The sequence below is a fragment of the Chryseobacterium aquifrigidense genome, assembly GCF_006716485.1.
Lineage (GTDB): Bacteria > Bacteroidota > Bacteroidia > Flavobacteriales > Weeksellaceae > Chryseobacterium > Chryseobacterium vietnamense.
In genome coordinates this window covers 1,768,173-1,784,362 of record NZ_VFPD01000001.1, presented here as the reverse complement: position 1 = coordinate 1,784,362, position 16,190 = coordinate 1,768,173, and the positions used below count along the sequence as shown (strand labels likewise).

At 36.4% G+C, this 16,190-nt stretch carries 17 protein-coding genes; 5 read left to right on the top strand and 12 right to left on the bottom strand.

Annotation, left to right across the window (positions count from 1 at the left end):
- The first annotated feature begins 20 nt into the window (after window positions 1–20).
- Entirely contained in the window at window positions 21–1,274 is a 1,254-nt protein-coding gene (odhB, locus tag FB551_RS07940) for a 2-oxoglutarate dehydrogenase complex dihydrolipoyllysine-residue succinyltransferase (RefSeq protein WP_142016573.1), read from the top strand.
- An 80-nt stretch (window positions 1,275–1,354) separates the two neighbouring features.
- The gene (gene apaG, locus FB551_RS07935; RefSeq protein ID WP_047429760.1) at window positions 1,355–1,744 is read left to right on the top strand and encodes a Co2+/Mg2+ efflux protein ApaG; all 390 of its coding nucleotides are present in this window, start codon (window positions 1,355–1,357) and stop codon (window positions 1,742–1,744) included.
- Window positions 1,745–1,817: 73 nt separating this feature from the next.
- Here the strand turns inward: apaG and FB551_RS07930 are convergent, their stop codons facing one another.
- The 3 genes from FB551_RS07930 to FB551_RS07920 all read right to left on the bottom strand — a co-directional run bounded on the left by FB551_RS07930 (window position 1,818) and on the right by FB551_RS07920 (window position 4,463).
- Entirely contained in the window at window positions 1,818–2,372 is a 555-nt protein-coding gene (locus tag FB551_RS07930; RefSeq protein ID WP_142016570.1) for a 3'-5' exonuclease, read from the bottom strand.
- Window positions 2,373–2,594: 222 nt separating this feature from the next.
- Window positions 2,595–3,572 (bottom strand): glycosyltransferase family 2 protein, encoded by a 978-nt coding sequence (locus FB551_RS07925; RefSeq protein ID WP_142016567.1) that lies wholly within the window; start codon window positions 3,570–3,572, stop codon window positions 2,595–2,597.
- A 6-nt stretch (window positions 3,573–3,578) separates the two neighbouring features.
- On the bottom strand, window positions 3,579–4,463 hold the full coding sequence (locus tag FB551_RS07920) for a lysophospholipid acyltransferase family protein (protein ID WP_142016564.1): 885 nt from the start codon (window positions 4,461–4,463) through the stop codon (window positions 3,579–3,581).
- A gap of 81 nt (window positions 4,464–4,544) precedes the next feature.
- On the opposite strand from FB551_RS07920, the gene FB551_RS07915 reads away from it, so the two are divergent.
- On the top strand, window positions 4,545–5,117 hold the full coding sequence (locus FB551_RS07915; RefSeq protein WP_079241880.1) for a thioredoxin family protein: 573 nt from the start codon (window positions 4,545–4,547) through the stop codon (window positions 5,115–5,117).
- A gap of 103 nt (window positions 5,118–5,220) precedes the next feature.
- Here FB551_RS07915 and FB551_RS07910 read toward each other — a convergent pair whose 3' ends face one another.
- Both FB551_RS07910 and FB551_RS07905 read right to left on the bottom strand, forming a co-directional pair.
- Complete coding sequence (locus tag FB551_RS07910) at window positions 5,221–6,582, bottom strand: aldehyde dehydrogenase (protein ID WP_142016562.1); 1,362 nt, start codon at window positions 6,580–6,582, stop codon at window positions 5,221–5,223.
- A 438-nt stretch (window positions 6,583–7,020) separates the two neighbouring features.
- Window positions 7,021–8,583 carry an MFS transporter gene (locus FB551_RS07905; RefSeq protein WP_142016560.1) on the bottom strand — a complete coding sequence of 521 codons (1,563 nt, stop codon included), beginning with the start codon at window positions 8,581–8,583 and terminating at the stop codon, window positions 7,021–7,023.
- A gap of 38 nt (window positions 8,584–8,621) precedes the next feature.
- On the opposite strand from FB551_RS07905, the gene FB551_RS23220 reads away from it, so the two are divergent.
- The gene (locus FB551_RS23220; RefSeq protein ID WP_167497829.1) at window positions 8,622–8,777 is read left to right on the top strand and encodes a hypothetical protein; all 156 of its coding nucleotides are present in this window, start codon (window positions 8,622–8,624) and stop codon (window positions 8,775–8,777) included.
- Window positions 8,778–8,867: 90 nt separating this feature from the next.
- On the opposite strand, the gene FB551_RS07900 is transcribed toward FB551_RS23220, so the two are convergent.
- Complete coding sequence (locus FB551_RS07900; RefSeq protein WP_142016557.1) at window positions 8,868–9,914, bottom strand: HlyD family secretion protein; 1,047 nt, start codon at window positions 9,912–9,914, stop codon at window positions 8,868–8,870.
- A 5-nt stretch (window positions 9,915–9,919) separates the two neighbouring features.
- Window positions 9,920–11,176 carry a TolC family protein gene (locus tag FB551_RS07895; RefSeq protein WP_142018089.1) on the bottom strand — a complete coding sequence of 419 codons (1,257 nt, stop codon included), beginning with the start codon at window positions 11,174–11,176 and terminating at the stop codon, window positions 9,920–9,922.
- Between the two features lie 214 nt (window positions 11,177–11,390).
- Here FB551_RS07895 and FB551_RS07890 point away from each other — a divergent pair, with 214 nt between their 5' ends.
- On the top strand, window positions 11,391–12,194 hold the full coding sequence (locus FB551_RS07890; RefSeq protein WP_142016553.1) for a helix-turn-helix domain-containing protein: 804 nt from the start codon (window positions 11,391–11,393) through the stop codon (window positions 12,192–12,194).
- A 298-nt stretch (window positions 12,195–12,492) separates the two neighbouring features.
- Here FB551_RS07890 and rplI read toward each other — a convergent pair whose 3' ends face one another.
- The 5 genes from rplI to FB551_RS07865 all read right to left on the bottom strand — a co-directional run bounded on the left by rplI (window position 12,493) and on the right by FB551_RS07865 (window position 15,930).
- Window positions 12,493–12,990 carry a 50S ribosomal protein L9 gene (gene rplI / locus FB551_RS07885; protein ID WP_047429787.1) on the bottom strand — a complete coding sequence of 166 codons (498 nt, stop codon included), beginning with the start codon at window positions 12,988–12,990 and terminating at the stop codon, window positions 12,493–12,495.
- A gap of 110 nt (window positions 12,991–13,100) precedes the next feature.
- Window positions 13,101–13,403 carry a 30S ribosomal protein S18 gene (gene rpsR, locus FB551_RS07880; protein WP_002979091.1) on the bottom strand — a complete coding sequence of 101 codons (303 nt, stop codon included), beginning with the start codon at window positions 13,401–13,403 and terminating at the stop codon, window positions 13,101–13,103.
- 32 nt (window positions 13,404–13,435) lie between these two features.
- The gene (gene rpsF, locus FB551_RS07875) at window positions 13,436–13,777 is read right to left on the bottom strand and encodes a 30S ribosomal protein S6 (RefSeq protein ID WP_047429790.1); all 342 of its coding nucleotides are present in this window, start codon (window positions 13,775–13,777) and stop codon (window positions 13,436–13,438) included.
- Window positions 13,778–13,879: 102 nt separating this feature from the next.
- Window positions 13,880–15,265, bottom strand: coding sequence for a chloride channel protein (locus tag FB551_RS07870; RefSeq protein WP_142016550.1), 1,386 nt, complete (start codon window positions 15,263–15,265; stop codon window positions 13,880–13,882).
- 41 nt (window positions 15,266–15,306) lie between these two features.
- The gene (locus FB551_RS07865) at window positions 15,307–15,930 is read right to left on the bottom strand and encodes a hypothetical protein (protein WP_047429795.1); all 624 of its coding nucleotides are present in this window, start codon (window positions 15,928–15,930) and stop codon (window positions 15,307–15,309) included.
- Window positions 15,931–16,190 lie beyond the last annotated feature (260 nt).

Genomic DNA, 16,190 nt, shown 5'->3' with positions numbered 1-16,190 from the left:
AAAAATAAAAAATACTCGATATGTCAGTTTTAGAAATGAAAGTTCCTTCACCGGGCGAATCAATTACAGAAGTTGAAATTGCAACTTGGCTTGTAAAAGATGGTGATTATGTAGAAAAAGATCAACCTATCGCCGAAGTGGATTCAGATAAAGCAACTCTTGAATTGCCTGCAGAACAAAGTGGAATTATCACTTTAAAAGCAGAAGAAGGTGATGTAGTACAAGTAGGTCAGGTAGTTTGTTTAATTGATATGGATGCTAAAAAACCAGAAGGTGCTGCACCTGCTGCTGAAGCTCCAAAACAGGAAGAAGCTCCGAAAGCTGCTGAACCTGCTAAACAAGAAGCTCCAAAACCAGCTGCTCCGGTAGCTGCTCCACAAACTTATGCAACAGGAGCTCCATCTCCGGCTGCTAAGAAAATCCTTGACGAAAAAGGAATGGATGCTGCTCAGGTTTCAGGAACAGGAAGAGACGGAAGAATCACTAAAACTGATGCTGAATTAGCGGCAGTTCCTGCATTAGGAGGAAGCCCTATGACTGCTACAGGTGCAAGAACTACTACTACCACTAAACTTTCAGTTTTAAGAAGAAAAATCGCTCAGAGATTGGTTTCTGTGAAGAACGAAACAGCAATGTTGACGACTTTCAACGAAGTGGATATGTCTGAAATCTTCAGATTAAGAAAACAATATAAAGAAGAATTTGCTCAAAAACACGGAGTAGGACTTGGTTTCATGTCTTTCTTTACAAAAGCAGTAACAAGAGCATTACAAATGTATCCGGATGTTAACGCATCTATTGACGGAGATTTCAAAGTAAATTATGATTTCTGCGATATTTCAATTGCCGTTTCAGGTCCTAAAGGATTAATGGTTCCGGTATTGAGAAACGCTGAAAATATGTCTTTTGCAGGGGTTGAAGCAAACATTAAAGATCTTGCTGTAAAAGTAAGAGACGGTAAAATTACTGTTGACGAAATGACTGGTGGTACTTTCACTATTACAAACGGTGGTACTTTCGGATCAATGATGTCTACACCAATCATCAACCCTCCACAATCTGCAATCTTAGGAATGCACAACATCATCCAGAGACCGGTAGCTGTTGACGGACAGGTAGTAATCAGACCAATGATGTATGTAGCTATGTCTTATGACCACAGAATTATCGATGGTAAAGAATCTGTAGGATTCCTTGTTGCGGTAAAAGAAGGTATCGACAACCCTGTTGAAATTTTAATGGGTGGTGACGAAAGAAAAGGCCTTGGATTATAGTTTTTAATAAAATTATAACATAATATACAATCTCGCCTTAAAAAAGGCGAGATTTTTGTATTTATTAAGAAAATGCTACAATGATGTTTTCAAAAATGACTTCCAATATCAAAGTTTCAGTTATACCTGAATATGATAGTAAAAACAGTTATCCTTCCGAAAACCGTTACGTTTTTAAATACAATATCACGATAGAAAATGACGGAAGCTTTCCTATCAAAGTATTGAAAAGAAAATGGTTGATTTTTGATGTCGGATTCGGATACACAGAAATTATAGGCGACGGGGTGATCGGATTGACTCCCGAGATAGGAACCAGTGAAAATTTTGCTTATTTTTCCAATGTTATGCTTCGTTCCGGAGTAGGTAATATGAGCGGAAAATACCTGGTTAAAAACATGGAGACACAGGAAACTTTTGAAGTTGATATTCCAAAATTTAATCTGTTGTCTGAAGTGTTGAGTAATTAATAATTGATGTCCTGTAAAATGTACAGGTTTTCACAGATAAAAAGAACCCGGGTTTGATTTGTTTGTAGAATTACTAAAGCCTTTTAATTTTTGCTTTCATATAATCATTTACTTCATCATTACTGGTGAGGAAGAGTTTTTCAAATGCCAGTAAAGAAATCTTGGCACATACTTCAGCATCAGCTCCTGCTCTGTGGTGGGTAAAATCAATTTTATGGTATTCCGCCAATGGTTTCAAACCATACTTTGGAAGGTAGTTCCATGACTTCTTTGCAAGCTGTATGCTGCACAGATAGTTGAGTTGGGGAGTAAACATCCCATAATGCTGCAGACAACCTCTTAAAACAGAAGCATCAAATCCTGCATTATGAGCGATCATAAGACTGCCGTACATCATGTCCTGCGCTTCATACCATATTTCATCAAAAGTAGGTGCATCCTTCACATCTTCCGGTTGAATCCCATGAACTGCAATATTAAATTTACTGAAATAAGGAAAACTTGGTGGTTTAATCAGCCAGGTTTTTGTTTCCACAATTTGAGAATCCTGTACCACGCAAATTCCCATCTCACAAGCTGAACTTTTCTCGTGGGTAGCCGTTTCAAAATCTATTGCACAGAAATCCATTGTTTTAAAAATTATAAGTTGTTGATAGTTCCTTGGTTGTTTATATTACTGGTTCTCTGGTTTAAAGTTTAATGTTGGAGGTTAAAGTTTAAAGTTTAAAGTGTTGAACTTAGGCTAATTGAAGTTATAAATTTTACTCTATAAATAAAGTCGTAATTTTCAACTAATCCCTAATCCCTAATCCCTAATCCCTGCAACCTATAACCTGTCATCTGCCACCTATCACTTTCCGCCCAAAAAATGTTTAAAAATCAGCCATTTAGATTGATAAAAATGATGTTTCTGATGTTTCTGGCGAAGTTTCCATGTTCCGGGAAGCTGAGCATAAAATCCAAAATGAGCTCTCAGAACAGCCCACAAATGCGGAAAACCTTGCTTTAAGCCAAAATAAATTCCTGCAACACCATCCAGACATAATCTGAAAAAAATTACCCGGATCAATTGAGGAAAAGGAAGATTCTTAAGCATCATAGAAAGATTATTTCTCATATTTAAATAAGTCTTCTGTGCACTCTGTTTATTGAGCGTTCCGCCCCCTACATGATAAACTTTGGATTTTCCGGTATAATAAATCTTTTTTCCTGAATTAATAAGTCTCCAGCAAAGATCAATCTCCTCCTGATGAGCGAAAAATCTGGCATCAAAACCACCCTGTTCCCAGAAGTCTTTTGCACGAATGAAAAAACAGCATCCTGATGCCCAGAAGATTTCTGTTTCGTCATTATACTGACCTTTATCTTCTTCGAGATTATCAAAAACTCTTCCCCTGCAATATGGATATCCGAGATTATCAATCAAACCACCCGCAGCACCGGCAAATTCGAAATAACTTCTGTTGTGATAAGACAAAATTTTTGGTTGTACTGCAGATATATCAGCGTTGTTTTCCAGCAATTCCAATACAGGTTCTATCCAGTTTTCTGTAACTTCTACGTCAGAATTAAGAAGGCAGTAATATTCATGTTGAATGGATTTTAATCCTTCATTATAGCCCCCTGCGAACCCATAGTTCCGATCATTTTTAATAATATGGACTGTAGGGAAATTCTTCTGCAGAAACTCAATGGAATCATCCGTAGAAAGATTGTCTATTACATAAATATCCGCATTCTGAGAAAATTGTACTACACCCGGAAGAAATTTCTCAAGCCAATTCCTGCCATTCCAGTTTAAGATGGCAACTGCCAGTTTTTTCTGCATGTCAACCTATTTTTTTTCGGAATCAAAATTTTTGATAGAGTCCTGATATTTCCATTTTCTGTGTGACCAAAGGTAGTTGTCAGGATATTTGTGTAAAGTATTCTCCAATAATTTATGGAATTTTCTCACTACTTCATTTTCTGTAAACTTGTCACCATCCGGATATATTCTGTGATAATTAACCTGATAATAACCGCGTTTTACCTTTTTCATCTCACAATAGATGAAAACAAGATCCATCCTTGTAGCAAGCCTGTCATAGCCTATGAAAGCAGGAGTACGCTGATTCAAAAATTCCAGTCCGTAAGTGACATGAGCGTGGTGAGGCGTTTGATCAGCTACAAACATATAAGCTGAATCTCCGTTATTTTTAGATCTGAAAATATTCAGAATAACTTCATTGGCTTCCAGTGCTTCGTTTCCAAATTTGTTTCGGACTTTCTTCATCTGATTTTCCCAGAAATCACTGTTTACCTTTCTGTATACGGGGTGGCAATGTGCCTGAGGGATAATTTTTGCCAGTGCATTGATCCATTCCCAATTGAAAACGTGCCCTGCCAAAAGGATAATATTTTTACCTTCTTCTTTAGCTTCGTGAAATAAATGCTGATTGATATGCTGCATTCTCACCCGGGATTCTGTCTCTGAAATAGTGAAAGATTTAATGGTTTCTACCAGATAATCTGAAAAATTAAGGTAGAATTTCTTTCGGATTTCTTTTATTTCCTCTTCGGATTTTTCAGGGAAAGACTTTCTAAGGTTTTGAGTGATAACCTCTTTCCTGTATCCTACAATATAATAATTCAGGAAAAAGATAACGTCCGAAAAAATATACAATATTTTAAGCGGAAGCTTAGAGATCAGAGTTAATATTTTGATTAGAAAATTCATAAAACACGCAAATTTAGTGATAATAAAATTATGGTTCTATTTTTGCAGAGGGATATATGTTATTTTTTTTACTTTTATATTATGAAAAAATTGATAATATTCGCTTCCTTGGGATTAAGTGTTTTCGCTTTTTCGCAAGATGTAAAGAATTCGCCCGATAAAGGAAAACAAAAAACAGCTCTTATAGTGCCTGCAGAGCAGGCTAAATTAGAAGCTCAGAAAAAGGCCGCTGAAGAAAAAGCGAAGCTTCCTAAACCTTATGACCCAAAAGCTGATGCCCAGGCAGATATTAATAAACTCGTTGCTCAGGCTAAGAAAGAAGGCAAGAATGTAATGATCCAGGCTGGTGGAAACTGGTGTATCTGGTGTCTTCGTTTTAATAATTACGTTCAGACTACCCCTGAACTGAAGGAAATTGTAGATAAGAACTATGTCTACTATCATTTAAACTTTTCTCCTGATAACAAGAATGAAAAGGTTTTTGCCCAATATGGCAATCCAGGGGATAAATTTGGTTATCCGGTTTTTATTGTTTTAGATAAAGATGGGAAAATGATCAAAGTTCAGCAAAGTGATGTTTTAGAAGAAGGGAAAGGATATAGTAAAGAAAAAGTGAAAGAATTCTTTACAACCTGGGCTCCTAAAAAAGGATAAAATATAAAAACTGCTTCAGCAATGAGGCAGTTTTTTATTTCTATTGAGTTGATTTATATAATTACCATACAATGAGTGTAATCTGTAAATAGGGACTTCAGTGTTACATTAATTTTTTGATCCAGCTTAATTTTTTCTCAGAATAAGGTGGATATTTGATATTCGGTTCACCCCATGTCGCTTTTTCAAGAATTGATTTTGCGTGAGAAAAGGTTTCGAAACCATATTTCCCATGGTAATTTCCCATACCGGAGCTTCCCACTCCTCCAAACGGAAGATGATCATTGCTTAAATGCATCACAGTATCATTGATACAGCCTCCTCCGAACGACAGTTTTCGGGTAAAGTTTTCTTTTTCTTCCGAATCATTGGTAAAAAGATAAGCTGCCAGCGGTTTTTCAAGTTCTGAAATGGAGTTTAGTGCAGCATTGTAATTTTTAAAACTGATGACAGGCAACAACGGACCGAAAATTTCTTCCTGCATAATGTCATCATTCCAGTCTATATGATTCAGAATAGTGGGTTCGATATAGAGTTTTTCCTCATCAAAACTTCCTCCCGAGTAGATTTTTTCTTTATTGATAAGGTGGATAAGGCGCTGGAAATTCCTTTGGTTGATAATTCTTGTGTATTGTTCAGAATCCTGACTATATTTGAATTCTTTGATGTATTTTCTCAACATTTCCAGAAACTGTTCCTGAATAGTTTCTTCCACCAACAGATAATCGGGAGCTACACAGGTTTGTCCTGCATTGAGGAATTTTCCCCACACAATTCTTTTGGCAGACACTTCGAGATTGGCATTTTTAGTGACAATTGCCGGAGATTTTCCACCCAGTTCCAGCGTTACAGGAGTTAAATGTTCTGCGGCCGCTTTATAAACAATCTTTCCAACCTTTGTACTTCCCGTAAAAAATATTTTGTCAAATTTTAATCTTAAAAGAGCTGTTGTTTCTTCAATTCCTCCTTCATACACATAAAGATATTCTGGTGGAAAGTTTTCATTGATAATAGATGCCATAGTTTTCATGGTATTTTCTGCTATTTCGCTGGGCTTAAGAATACAACAGTTTCCGGCAGCCATTGCCGCAATAATAGGAGAAAGTGACAGCTGGTAAGGATAATTCCAGGCCCCGATCACGAGTACACAGCCAAGCGGATCAGCATAAACTTTACTGTTTCCGAGCTGATTGACAAGGTTGGTGCTTACTTTTTTAGGTTTTGAAAGTGATTTTAAGTTTTTGATATAGTAATTAATATCATTCAGAATGAAAGAAAGTTCTGTGGTGAAGGTATCAAATTTTGATTTCCCAAAATCATTATGAATCGCTTCACACAGCATATCTTGATTAGCAATAATAAGATTTTTAAGCTTTTCAAGATACATTTTCCGGAAAGCAAGGTTTTTGGTTTGCTGTGTTGTGAAAAAATCTCTTTGTTTCAGTAAAATACTTTCAATTTCCATTGGTAAGCTTTTGTATTAAACGTATTGGTTTAAGCAATATTTGCTGCTGGAAAAATACGAACAATAAACCGGCCAAAGTGGATGAGAAATGGAGATAGAAAATTGAAGATAACAGTTGGAACAGAAAACTTTTTTTGAAATTTGAGAAATACTGTTTGTTTATTGAGAACTTTATTATAGCTTTAGTTAAAGAGCCCTTTAGCTATTACTTAATTTAAATGTAAGATTTGACTGAAAAATGAGAAATTCTGTTCACAAAGGCGTCGACACTTAGCAGAGTTAATTCATTATGGGCGTAGCTGAATGAAATGCCTTTTCGGATGGAAAGTATTCATATCATTTTATATTTCCTTAGCGTATTCCTGGCGTTAAAAAATAAGGAAATTACCTTAATCAAATTTACTTGCTATTTAAGCTTTCTTCTCCAGCTTTCTTCCTTTACATTATATTTCGCACTGCTATTTTTACCGGATGATAAATCAACAAACAAAGAGCAGTAATGAATGCAAGCCAGAAAAGTCCGGTAAAAATTTCCATATTGGAAAGGAGAATGGACTGTGCTGTAATTTTAGCTTTAAAAGCTCCTGCTGTCATAGTTAAAGAATCATTAACCGATAGTTTGGAAATATTGGCTCCAAAGATTTGATTCCACTGATTATAGAAGACAGGATTCGTATCTGTGAGATTAGCGCTAAGAGTGTCGGAATGTTTTAAGGTTAAAAATAACATCAGATTCTGCATCAAAGCATAACCGATAGCGGTTGTCCAGAAACGGGTTGTTGTTCCTAACGCCGTGGCATTGGCAACATATTCTTCCGGTGTTCCTGAAATTAAAAAGAAAACAAGCGGCGTAAATAATAATCCCTGAGCAACTCCCTGCAGGAATAAGGGTGGACAGATCGTGGAAAGGGTAGTATCGGGATAAAAAGTGTAGGTAAACCACGCGCAATCTATGGCTAACAGCAGAAATCCTGTAAAGAAAACAATCCTTGAGGAAATTCCCCGGACCAAACAGATTCCGGATAATAAAATACCCAAAAGAGTTCCAGCCACATTCCAGTACTGGATGTTTACAATATAATCCCAGGGCCATTTCCATACGGTAGCCATGATACTGTAGACATTATTCAGTCCGGAGCGGATCAGATAAAATATGAAAAACAGAATCATTCCTGCAATCACATTTTTGGAACTGAAAACTTCAAAATGGAACAACGGTCTCTTAGAATTTCTTTGCTTAAGCATAAATAAACCTCCGGAAAGAAGGAATATAAACAGACACATGATAATGGTATCAGATTCGAACCACATCAGTCTCTTTCCATAAATAATGGCATAACCGCCGGCCTGCAGACATACCCAAAGCAAAAACCAGCTTGTAATATCCAACTGATATAAAGGTTTCTTGGGAAAGAATCTGTTTCTGTTGAAGAGAGCAATACCGATGATCAGCACAAATACATGGAAATAAACCATCATCAGAACCATATGCTGGAAATCATAATCTTCAATACTTGATTTTAGCAGGGAAGTCGTAATAGTTCCTCCGGTCAGCATAATGGTATACATAAAAAGATATGCTAAAACTTTCGCATGCTTTGTTTTTAATTCAGCAATAATTAAAGGCAGAAAAATGGCACCTTCCAGCAAACCGAAGATTCCTTCTAAAAACCGGATGACCAAAATAACATGATAATCATTAGTGACTGATAAAATGTAAAGAATAATTACCGAAATTGATGCCATCAGCAGAACATAATATTTCACGCTGAAATACGCCATAAACCTCTGTAATACTAAAAGGGTAACCACAAATGTCCCGTACATCAAAATCATTAAATACTGGATGTCATCTGAATCTACATCCATAAAAGAAGATGTGAAGGCGCTGTTCGAATGTAAAAGCGACAACAACATCAGGTGGGGAAACAATGCCAGTATAAGAAGAGGCAGTTTCAGCCATTGTGGTACCCATTTATGATAAACTGTATTATGTTGCATAATTTGTAAGCATTAAGCTCAGAAAAAGGAGAGGTCAAATGAACAAATTTGTCATTGAACCGGATTTAAAAATGCGAAAAGACAAAGGACAAAAGGGTGTAAAAGTAAAAGGTAAAACGGCAAATATGCGTAAAGAAAAAATTTGCAGATTTGCTATGTTGCCGTTTGCCTTTTCGCTAAAAAAAATATTCTAATTTGAAAATTTGAAAATGGGAGAATTTGAAAATTAAATTAAAACAGAATATTTTATCCTCTAATACTCTCAAACACTGCCACTTTCAAACTTAAATCTTCTTCGCGCTCACCAGAACATTCATTCCGGAAAGCAGCTTTTCATTGTCTTTATTGTTGTCAAGAATAATTTTAACAGGAAATCGCTGTTCTATTTTTACGAAATTTCCGGTGGCATTGTCAGGTTTTACCAAAGAAAATTGGGACCCTGATGCAGGAGAAACGGAAAGTATTCTTCCTTTAAACTCAACATCGGGATAAGCATCCGCAGTAATAATTACTTCCTTGCTCTGATCAATCTGTCCCAGCTGTGTTTCTTTATAATTGGCGATGATCCATTTTTCTTTGCTGACTATCTGCACCAAAGCCTGGCCTTCTTTAATCAACTGTCCTTCCTGAATAGTCTTTTTTCCAACCCATCCGTCATAAGGAGCAGTAATTACCGTATAAGACAGATAAAGCTTCGCATTGTTAAGACTGGCAGAACTCTGCTGGATCTGGCTTTTTACGGGAGCAACTTTGGTCTGCTGTTCACTGGCTCCGGCTCTTACTGCATTTTTCTGCTGTTCCAGCGCTAAAAGATTGGCTTTTGACTGTTCATAAGAAGCTTTTACATTTTCAAATTCCTGTTCTGTAGCGGCATCTTCTGCCAACAGGTTTTTATATCTTTTAAAATCCTGTTCCGTTCTCCAGATATCAATTCTGGCGGAAGCAATTTTAGCATCAATGATTTTCGTGTCACTTTCTTTGGTGCTGACACCGCTTTCAATGGTGCTGATGGTGGCAGCATTAGCATGAAGATTAGCTTCAGCCATGTGTACCTGATTCACAAACTCTCTGTTGTCAATAACAATTAAGGTGTCCCCTTTATGCACAAACTGATTTTCGTTAAACTTTATCGTTTTAATGAAACCTGACACCTTACTGGATACAGGCGTAATATATTGCTCAATCTGCGCATCATTCGTTGTCACATTCTTTCTCGAAAAAAGATAAAAGCTGATCATTCCCGTGATTCCGCTGATGATCAGAATCCAGGCCAGTAAAGTAATGGACTTGTTGATTCTTTTTTCCTTTTGTGTCAGTTGTTTCTGTGCCATAGTTTTTATAAGTTTCCAATCGTATATTGGAGTTGGTAATATTTAAGTTGTCTGTTAATTTTTACGGAAATAAGATTAGATTCAGCTTCCAGATAAGTATTGTCTGCGTCTATCAGTTCAGTGATAAGACTTAGTTTGTTCGCGTATTTTGTTCTTACAATACGATAGTTTTCTTTTGCCTGATTAATTGCTTCTTCAGCAATTTTTACCTTCTGGTTGGTTTCTTCAAACTTTTTGTAAGCTTCGTACACCTGATGTCTGATTTTTTCTTCGTTTTCTTCAATCTGAAGCTTGGCAAGATCAATGTTTTCTCTTGCTTCCTGCATTTTATATTTATTTTTATACAGGCTTTCAATAGGATAGGTAAGATTTACTCCTATCATCCCGAGGCGGTAAGCATAAGGTTCCGGCGGAAAGAACATCATATTCGGATACTTTAAAAAATATTCTCCGCCAGCCATAACTTTAGGCAAATAATTTGCTTTGGTGATTTTTTGATCCAGCTCCTTCAGAGAAAGATTCTTATGGGTGATTTCAACAGATTCATTCTTGTTTAAAGCGGTTTCTGTAAGCTCATCAACATAAGGAATGGCAGCATTGTCCGAAATAAGATCTTCCGTATTCACGTGCATTTCCTGATTTTCTGGAAGGGCAAGAATCGTTTTCAGCTTGTGCTCTGCAATCTGGATATCGTTATCGAGTTCCGTCCAGCTCATGGTATGATTGGACAACTGCAGCGAAGTTCTTAATACTTCATTTACCGTTACAACCCCATTAGCTTTCAAAGCTTTCACCTGCCTGATGTTTACGGAATCCTCCTTCATCTTATCATTAATAAGGCTCTGTTGCTCTTTTAAGTGATGGATCTGTAGAAAAGCGGTAATGATTTCCATTTTCAGCTGTCTCTCGTCCAGATGCGTTTTTAAAGTAGAAATTTCCGTATCAATAGCCGCTTTTCTCTCTGTATTCTTGATTTTTCCGCCCATGTAAACCGGGATGGAAGCAGACAATGTAAAGTCATACATTCCATTGATTACATCATACTTGGTGGCTTTATTAAATACGCCATTCTGATGCTGGAACAGGTTGGTTACCTGATTATAGCTTGTATGAAATTCAATGTCCGGAAGTTTCTCCATTTTGAGATCTTTCTCTTTGGTCACGGACATTTCCTGTTTCAGATGACTGATCTGTATGTTTTTGTTGTTTTTCAAACCAATCTCTATAGCTTGCTGTAAGCCGAGGTTCTGGTAATCTATCATCTGTGAATGTAAAAAACTGCTCAATAATAAGCACAACGCAATGCACATATACCGGCATGCGTTAAATATGATATTCATAAATTAATTAAAGTATTTTTGCTAAAATGATTTTGATGCAGCAAAGTTACGACGACAAGCATAGTACCCGATTTGTGAAAACAGAAAAAGATTTGCTCATTTACGCCAATTTGAAAATTCTTCATACCTTTATCCTATGAACAACAGCCATTTTAAAGCGGTAGAAGAAGATGATGCCGAATTCTACATCTATCATGTCCTCACAGGAAATGTCACCACGGAGATTCATTATCACAGTTCAGCACAGTTAGTCTATGCAGAAGGCGGTATCGTACATGTTTTCACAGATCAGAAACACTGGTATCTTCCTGCCAGATGCTTTATGTGGATTCCTGCCGGGACACCGCATTATATTTTTTCTACCAGTCCAAAGGTTGATTTGTATAACTTTTATTTTAAAAAGGAAGAAAATGAAAGTGGCTTTTTTGATGAAATCAATATTTATTCTGTCAATAATCTCCTCCGGGAAATGATTTTTTATACTAAAGACTGGGATGGGAAAATCACAAAAAATGATACCTCAAAATATTATTTTCTCAAAGCTCTCAAAGGAGTTTTACAGGAAAAGAAACATAAACATCTGGCATTTCCGATTCAGCATCCTTTTCCAAAAGATGAAACACTGCTGAAGATTGCAAGATATATTCATGCAAACCTTGAGAAGCCCCTTACGATTGAATCTACAGCAAAAGAATTCGGAATGAGCACAAGAACCCTTTCAAGGAAATTTAAAGAGATTCTGGGCATGAATTACATTCGTTTTCTAAGAGCTTTGAGAATTACCCGTTCTCTTGAACTGATGCTTGAAGGAAAATACAATATGTATGAAATTGCTATGATGGTAGGATACAACAGTCTCTCGTCTTTCAGTAATATCTTCAAAAAGGTAATCGGAATGGCTCCAACGGAATATCAGCATAAATTGAGAGGGGATAAGTAGTGAGTGGGAGGGTTTGAGAGTTTGAGAGTTTGAGTTTCGTCATTCGGGTTACGAGGTAGCAGGGTTTATAATGCTGGATTAGATTTTCTTGGCTGTTCTTACGTGTAATGTTTAAAAAAACTAATTTAACGAGTAATAACAGTTAAGATTTCCTACATTCCCCTTCTCTGAAGGGGTGGATTTTTGCAAAGCAAAAAGACGGGGTAGTTAAGAATCTATACATCCCATATCACACAAACAAAAAACCACCTCAATAAATTGAAGTGGTCTTGTATTGTGAGAAATTCTCAGTTGCTTATTAAGCTTCTTCAGTTTTAGCTTCTTCTTTTTTAGGAGCTGCTTCAACCGGAGCATCAGATACGATGTCAAACTCGTAGTTGTACTCAACATTTCTGTGAAGTCTGATAAGAGCTGCGAATTTACCAGTTCTCTTGATTGTGTTACCAGGAATCTTGATGTATTTTTTCTCTACAGAAACACCAGCTTTTTCTAAAGCAGCAGATAGATCAGCATTGTTGATAGATCCGAATAATTTGTCACCAGCACCTACTTTTGCAGGGATTGTGATAGAAGTTTTCTTCAATTGCTCAACTACAGCGTTAGCAGCAGCGATTAATTTAGCTTCTTCTTCTTTTCTAGCTTCTAATGTAGCTTCTAAAGCAGCTTTGTTTTTAGGTGTAGCTAAAAGCGCAATTCCTTGAGGAATTAAGAAGTTTCTAGCATAACCTGGCTTTACGTTTACTGTATCAAACTCAAGTCCTAAGTTTTCTACGTCTTTTTTTAGGATAATTTCCATTGTTGTTGTCCTTTTTTAGATTTTAGGTTGTATCTAAAATCAAGTTAGAATTAATGATGTATTCAGCAACAAAAGAAGAGGGAAAACCTCTTCTTTTATTTATTTTTGTCTTATTTCAATAAGTCAGCTACGTATGGTAGTAATGCAAGGTGTCTTGCTCTTTTGATAGCAGCAGAAACTTTTCTTTGGTATTTTAAAGAAGTTCCAGTGTATCTTCTTGGTAAAATTTTACCTTGCTCGTTTACAAACTGTAATAAGAAATCAGCATCTTTGTAATCAACGTGCTTAATTCCGTATTTTTTGAATCTACAATATTTCTTTTCAGATTTTGTATTGATATCAAGCGGAGTAAGGAATTTTACTTCTGATTCTCCTCCAGCTGAGGCTTGTTTAGCCATTTCATCTATTGCCATGTCTTGTCTTTTTTAAAAAATAGGGTTAATAATTAAGCTTTAGCTGCTTTTACTTTAGTTCTTCTAGTTACAGCGTACTCAACAGCATGTTTGTCAAGTTTTGTAGTAAGGTAACGGATTACTCTCTCGTCACGCTTAAATGCTAATTCTAGATCAGCTACCACAGTACCTTCTCCTTTGAATTCAATTAGAGTATAGAACCCGTTCTTTTTCAATTGGATAGGATAAGCTAATTTTTTTAATCCCCAGTTTTCTTTAGCAACGATTTCGCAGTTCTTTTCTTTGATAAGATCTACATACTTGTTCACTGCTTCCTCTACCTGTGACTCAGATAGAACGGGAGTTAAAATGAAAACAGTTTCGTAATTGTTCATAATGTTAAATGAATTTGTTAATTATTTCGAGGTGCAAAAGTATAGAATATATTTCTTATATGCAAGAGGATTGGTGAAATAGTTAGGACTTCCTGAGAATATTTATTCACCTTTGCTATGGGTTTCAGGATTCTGTTCGTTTTTGGATCTGATTTCAGCCAGAAAATTCACCTTCAAAACATCGTACAAAGAATGTCTGCTTACCAGGATTGAAGCAATGGAAGAAACCATTCCCGCCAGCATCAGGTGAAAGATCAGAGAATGCCTGTCGGTCATTTCCAGCACAATAATGGCTGAAGTAAAAGGTGCTCTTGTAATACCGGTAAGAAAAGCAACCATTCCTGCCAGAATAACGACATTGGTTTCGTTGGGTGTTAAATGGATAATTCCTGAAATAACAGAACCTATACTTGCTCCCGCAGTAAGAGCCGGAGCAAATATTCCACCCGCACCTCCTGAAGTAAAGGAAAGGGCAGGACCCAGCATTCTCAGAATGGGAACATACCAGTCTTCATGCTTATCTTTGGTAAAAAGGACACGCTCCATAATTTCTTTTCCTGAACCCAGTACTTCTCTGTTGATAAAATAAGCAATGGAAGCAATAATTAAGGCACAAATGATCAGAAAGACCACATTGGCTTTATCTGTTTTCAGTTTTTTCTTCTTCCAGCCGTTGATTTTAAGCATGATAACAGATAGCTGGCTTGCCAGAATACCGGCAGCGGCTGCAACCAATATAATGGGAAACATGACCATTAAAGAAACATCATTGGTTTTCGGATACCCAAGATATAAATAAGATCCGGCCAATGTCTGAGCTGTTAAGCCTGCAATAATTACTGCCGTAAACAAAGCTGTTTTAAAGTAATTGATATGGGTTTTTGACAATTCTTCCACAGCGAAAACAATTCCGCCAAGGGGAGTGTTGAACGCTGCAGCAAGTCCGGCCGCTGCTCCCGTCATAATCATATTTTTCTTGGAAATCTTTGGCCACCAATCAGGAAGATACTCGTTCACTTTTCTGAAAACTGAACCTGCAATCTGAATGGTAGGGCCTTCACGTCCCACAGCACCTCCTCCGATGACAAGAATGACAGAAGACAGGATTTTGAAAAAAATAATTTTAATACTTAACAGATTCCGGATTTTCCTATGTTCTTTCGGATTGGCGAGCTCTACTGCGGCCATTACCTGTGGAATACCGCTTCCTTTGGCGTTGGGGGCAAATTCTTTCACCAACCACCATGATAGAACAAATCCTATAGGAGCAATAATGAAAATCATCCATGCGTGCCAGTCGAAAATAAAATTCATCAGATGTTCACCCCAGGCAAATACCTGTGCATACATCACAGCGAAGAAACCTGTAATAACAGATCCTATCCAAAAGGGAATGGCCTGAAGCAGATTGTGCTTCAACTGTTCGTTCCGGATATTGTCGAAAGAATTTTTGAGGGATCTTTTGATGAGGGTGAAAATTTTCAGCATTTGCAGGTTTTGAGGGATGAAATTACGGTAAAATCTGGAATTTATATTTCATTTAGGAACTTTGAAATAATTTCAGCATTTCCTGTCGTCAGTATTTCGGGTAAACCGAAACTTAAAATAGTATTTCTCACTTCAAGTTTAAAGTTTTCATTGGGAAAAGATTGTATTGTTTCTTTTCTCTTTGAGTTTAAAAAATTCATGGCTTTATATTGATCACTTCCTAAAACATAGAAATCTTTAAAATCATGATCTTTAAAATTGATATTAAAACTAGTGAAGATTCCTGCAATCTTATCCATCAATCTTTTCTTGTTAATGGAAATATACCCAAAATCTTGTTCAAGTTTTTTTAATCCCCAAAGTTGTACCGTATCATATTTTCGTCCCAGGCGCCCACCTCTGGAAGCCATACCGACTTTACTGACAATATAAAGGTAGAAAGGGTTGTCTTTATTGCGATCCTTTAAAGAATAGCAGATCTTCGGGATAAATATCGGATACAGATCGTGAGAACTGAATTGTTCATAAGGAGAATCTTGAATGTCAATTACCGAAATGTCATAGGAGTCTGAAAGCTGATCATAAACTTCAGTGATTAATTTTTCATCTTCCTCGGTGAAATCAGAAAATCTGGTCATGTCATGCTTTCTGTAATCAAGATCCATTATTGAATATTTATTTGCTTAAAAATAATGTTAATAAATCTAATTTACAAATAACTTCTGATATTATAGATTTAGATTTGTTTTATTAGTGATTTGATAATAAAAAAGTCATTTGTTTGAATATTTGTAATATGTCTTTTAGGTTGTTTAATCTTTTTATATTTTATTGAGTTTAACTGATAAAAACCCAAAAAAAACCTCCGATTGAATCGAAGGTTTACTATTTACAATCAGCAAAAATTACTTATTGCCAATTACTC

What these genes read in the sequence shown, in the direction of transcription:
- odhB (WP_142016573.1), top strand. Translation starts at nt 21, where the DNA reads ATGTCAGTTTTAGAAATGAAAGTTCCTTCACCGGGCGAATCAATTACA.
- apaG (WP_047429760.1), top strand. Translation starts at nt 1,355, where the DNA reads ATGATGTTTTCAAAAATGACTTCCAATATCAAAGTTTCAGTTATACCT.
- FB551_RS07930 (WP_142016570.1), bottom strand. Translation starts at nt 2,372, where the DNA reads ATGGATTTCTGTGCAATAGATTTTGAAACGGCTACCCACGAGAAAAGT.
- FB551_RS07925 (WP_142016567.1), bottom strand. Translation starts at nt 3,572, where the DNA reads ATGCAGAAAAAACTGGCAGTTGCCATCTTAAACTGGAATGGCAGGAAT.
- FB551_RS07920 (WP_142016564.1), bottom strand. Translation starts at nt 4,463, where the DNA reads ATGAATTTTCTAATCAAAATATTAACTCTGATCTCTAAGCTTCCGCTT.
- FB551_RS07915 (WP_079241880.1), top strand. Translation starts at nt 4,545, where the DNA reads ATGAAAAAATTGATAATATTCGCTTCCTTGGGATTAAGTGTTTTCGCT.
- FB551_RS07910 (WP_142016562.1), bottom strand. Translation starts at nt 6,582, where the DNA reads ATGGAAATTGAAAGTATTTTACTGAAACAAAGAGATTTTTTCACAACA.
- FB551_RS07905 (WP_142016560.1), bottom strand. Translation starts at nt 8,583, where the DNA reads ATGCAACATAATACAGTTTATCATAAATGGGTACCACAATGGCTGAAA.
- FB551_RS23220 (WP_167497829.1), top strand. Translation starts at nt 8,622, where the DNA reads ATGAACAAATTTGTCATTGAACCGGATTTAAAAATGCGAAAAGACAAA.
- FB551_RS07900 (WP_142016557.1), bottom strand. Translation starts at nt 9,914, where the DNA reads ATGGCACAGAAACAACTGACACAAAAGGAAAAAAGAATCAACAAGTCC.
- FB551_RS07895 (WP_142018089.1), bottom strand. Translation starts at nt 11,176, where the DNA reads ATGATAGATTACCAGAACCTCGGCTTACAGCAAGCTATAGAGATTGGT.
- FB551_RS07890 (WP_142016553.1), top strand. Translation starts at nt 11,391, where the DNA reads ATGAACAACAGCCATTTTAAAGCGGTAGAAGAAGATGATGCCGAATTC.
- rplI (WP_047429787.1), bottom strand. Translation starts at nt 12,990, where the DNA reads ATGGAAATTATCCTAAAAAAAGACGTAGAAAACTTAGGACTTGAGTTT.
- rpsR (WP_002979091.1), bottom strand. Translation starts at nt 13,403, where the DNA reads ATGGCAATAGATGAAATGGCTAAACAAGCCTCAGCTGGAGGAGAATCA.
- rpsF (WP_047429790.1), bottom strand. Translation starts at nt 13,777, where the DNA reads ATGAACAATTACGAAACTGTTTTCATTTTAACTCCCGTTCTATCTGAG.
- FB551_RS07870 (WP_142016550.1), bottom strand. Translation starts at nt 15,265, where the DNA reads ATGCTGAAAATTTTCACCCTCATCAAAAGATCCCTCAAAAATTCTTTC.
- FB551_RS07865 (WP_047429795.1), bottom strand. Translation starts at nt 15,930, where the DNA reads ATGGATCTTGATTACAGAAAGCATGACATGACCAGATTTTCTGATTTC.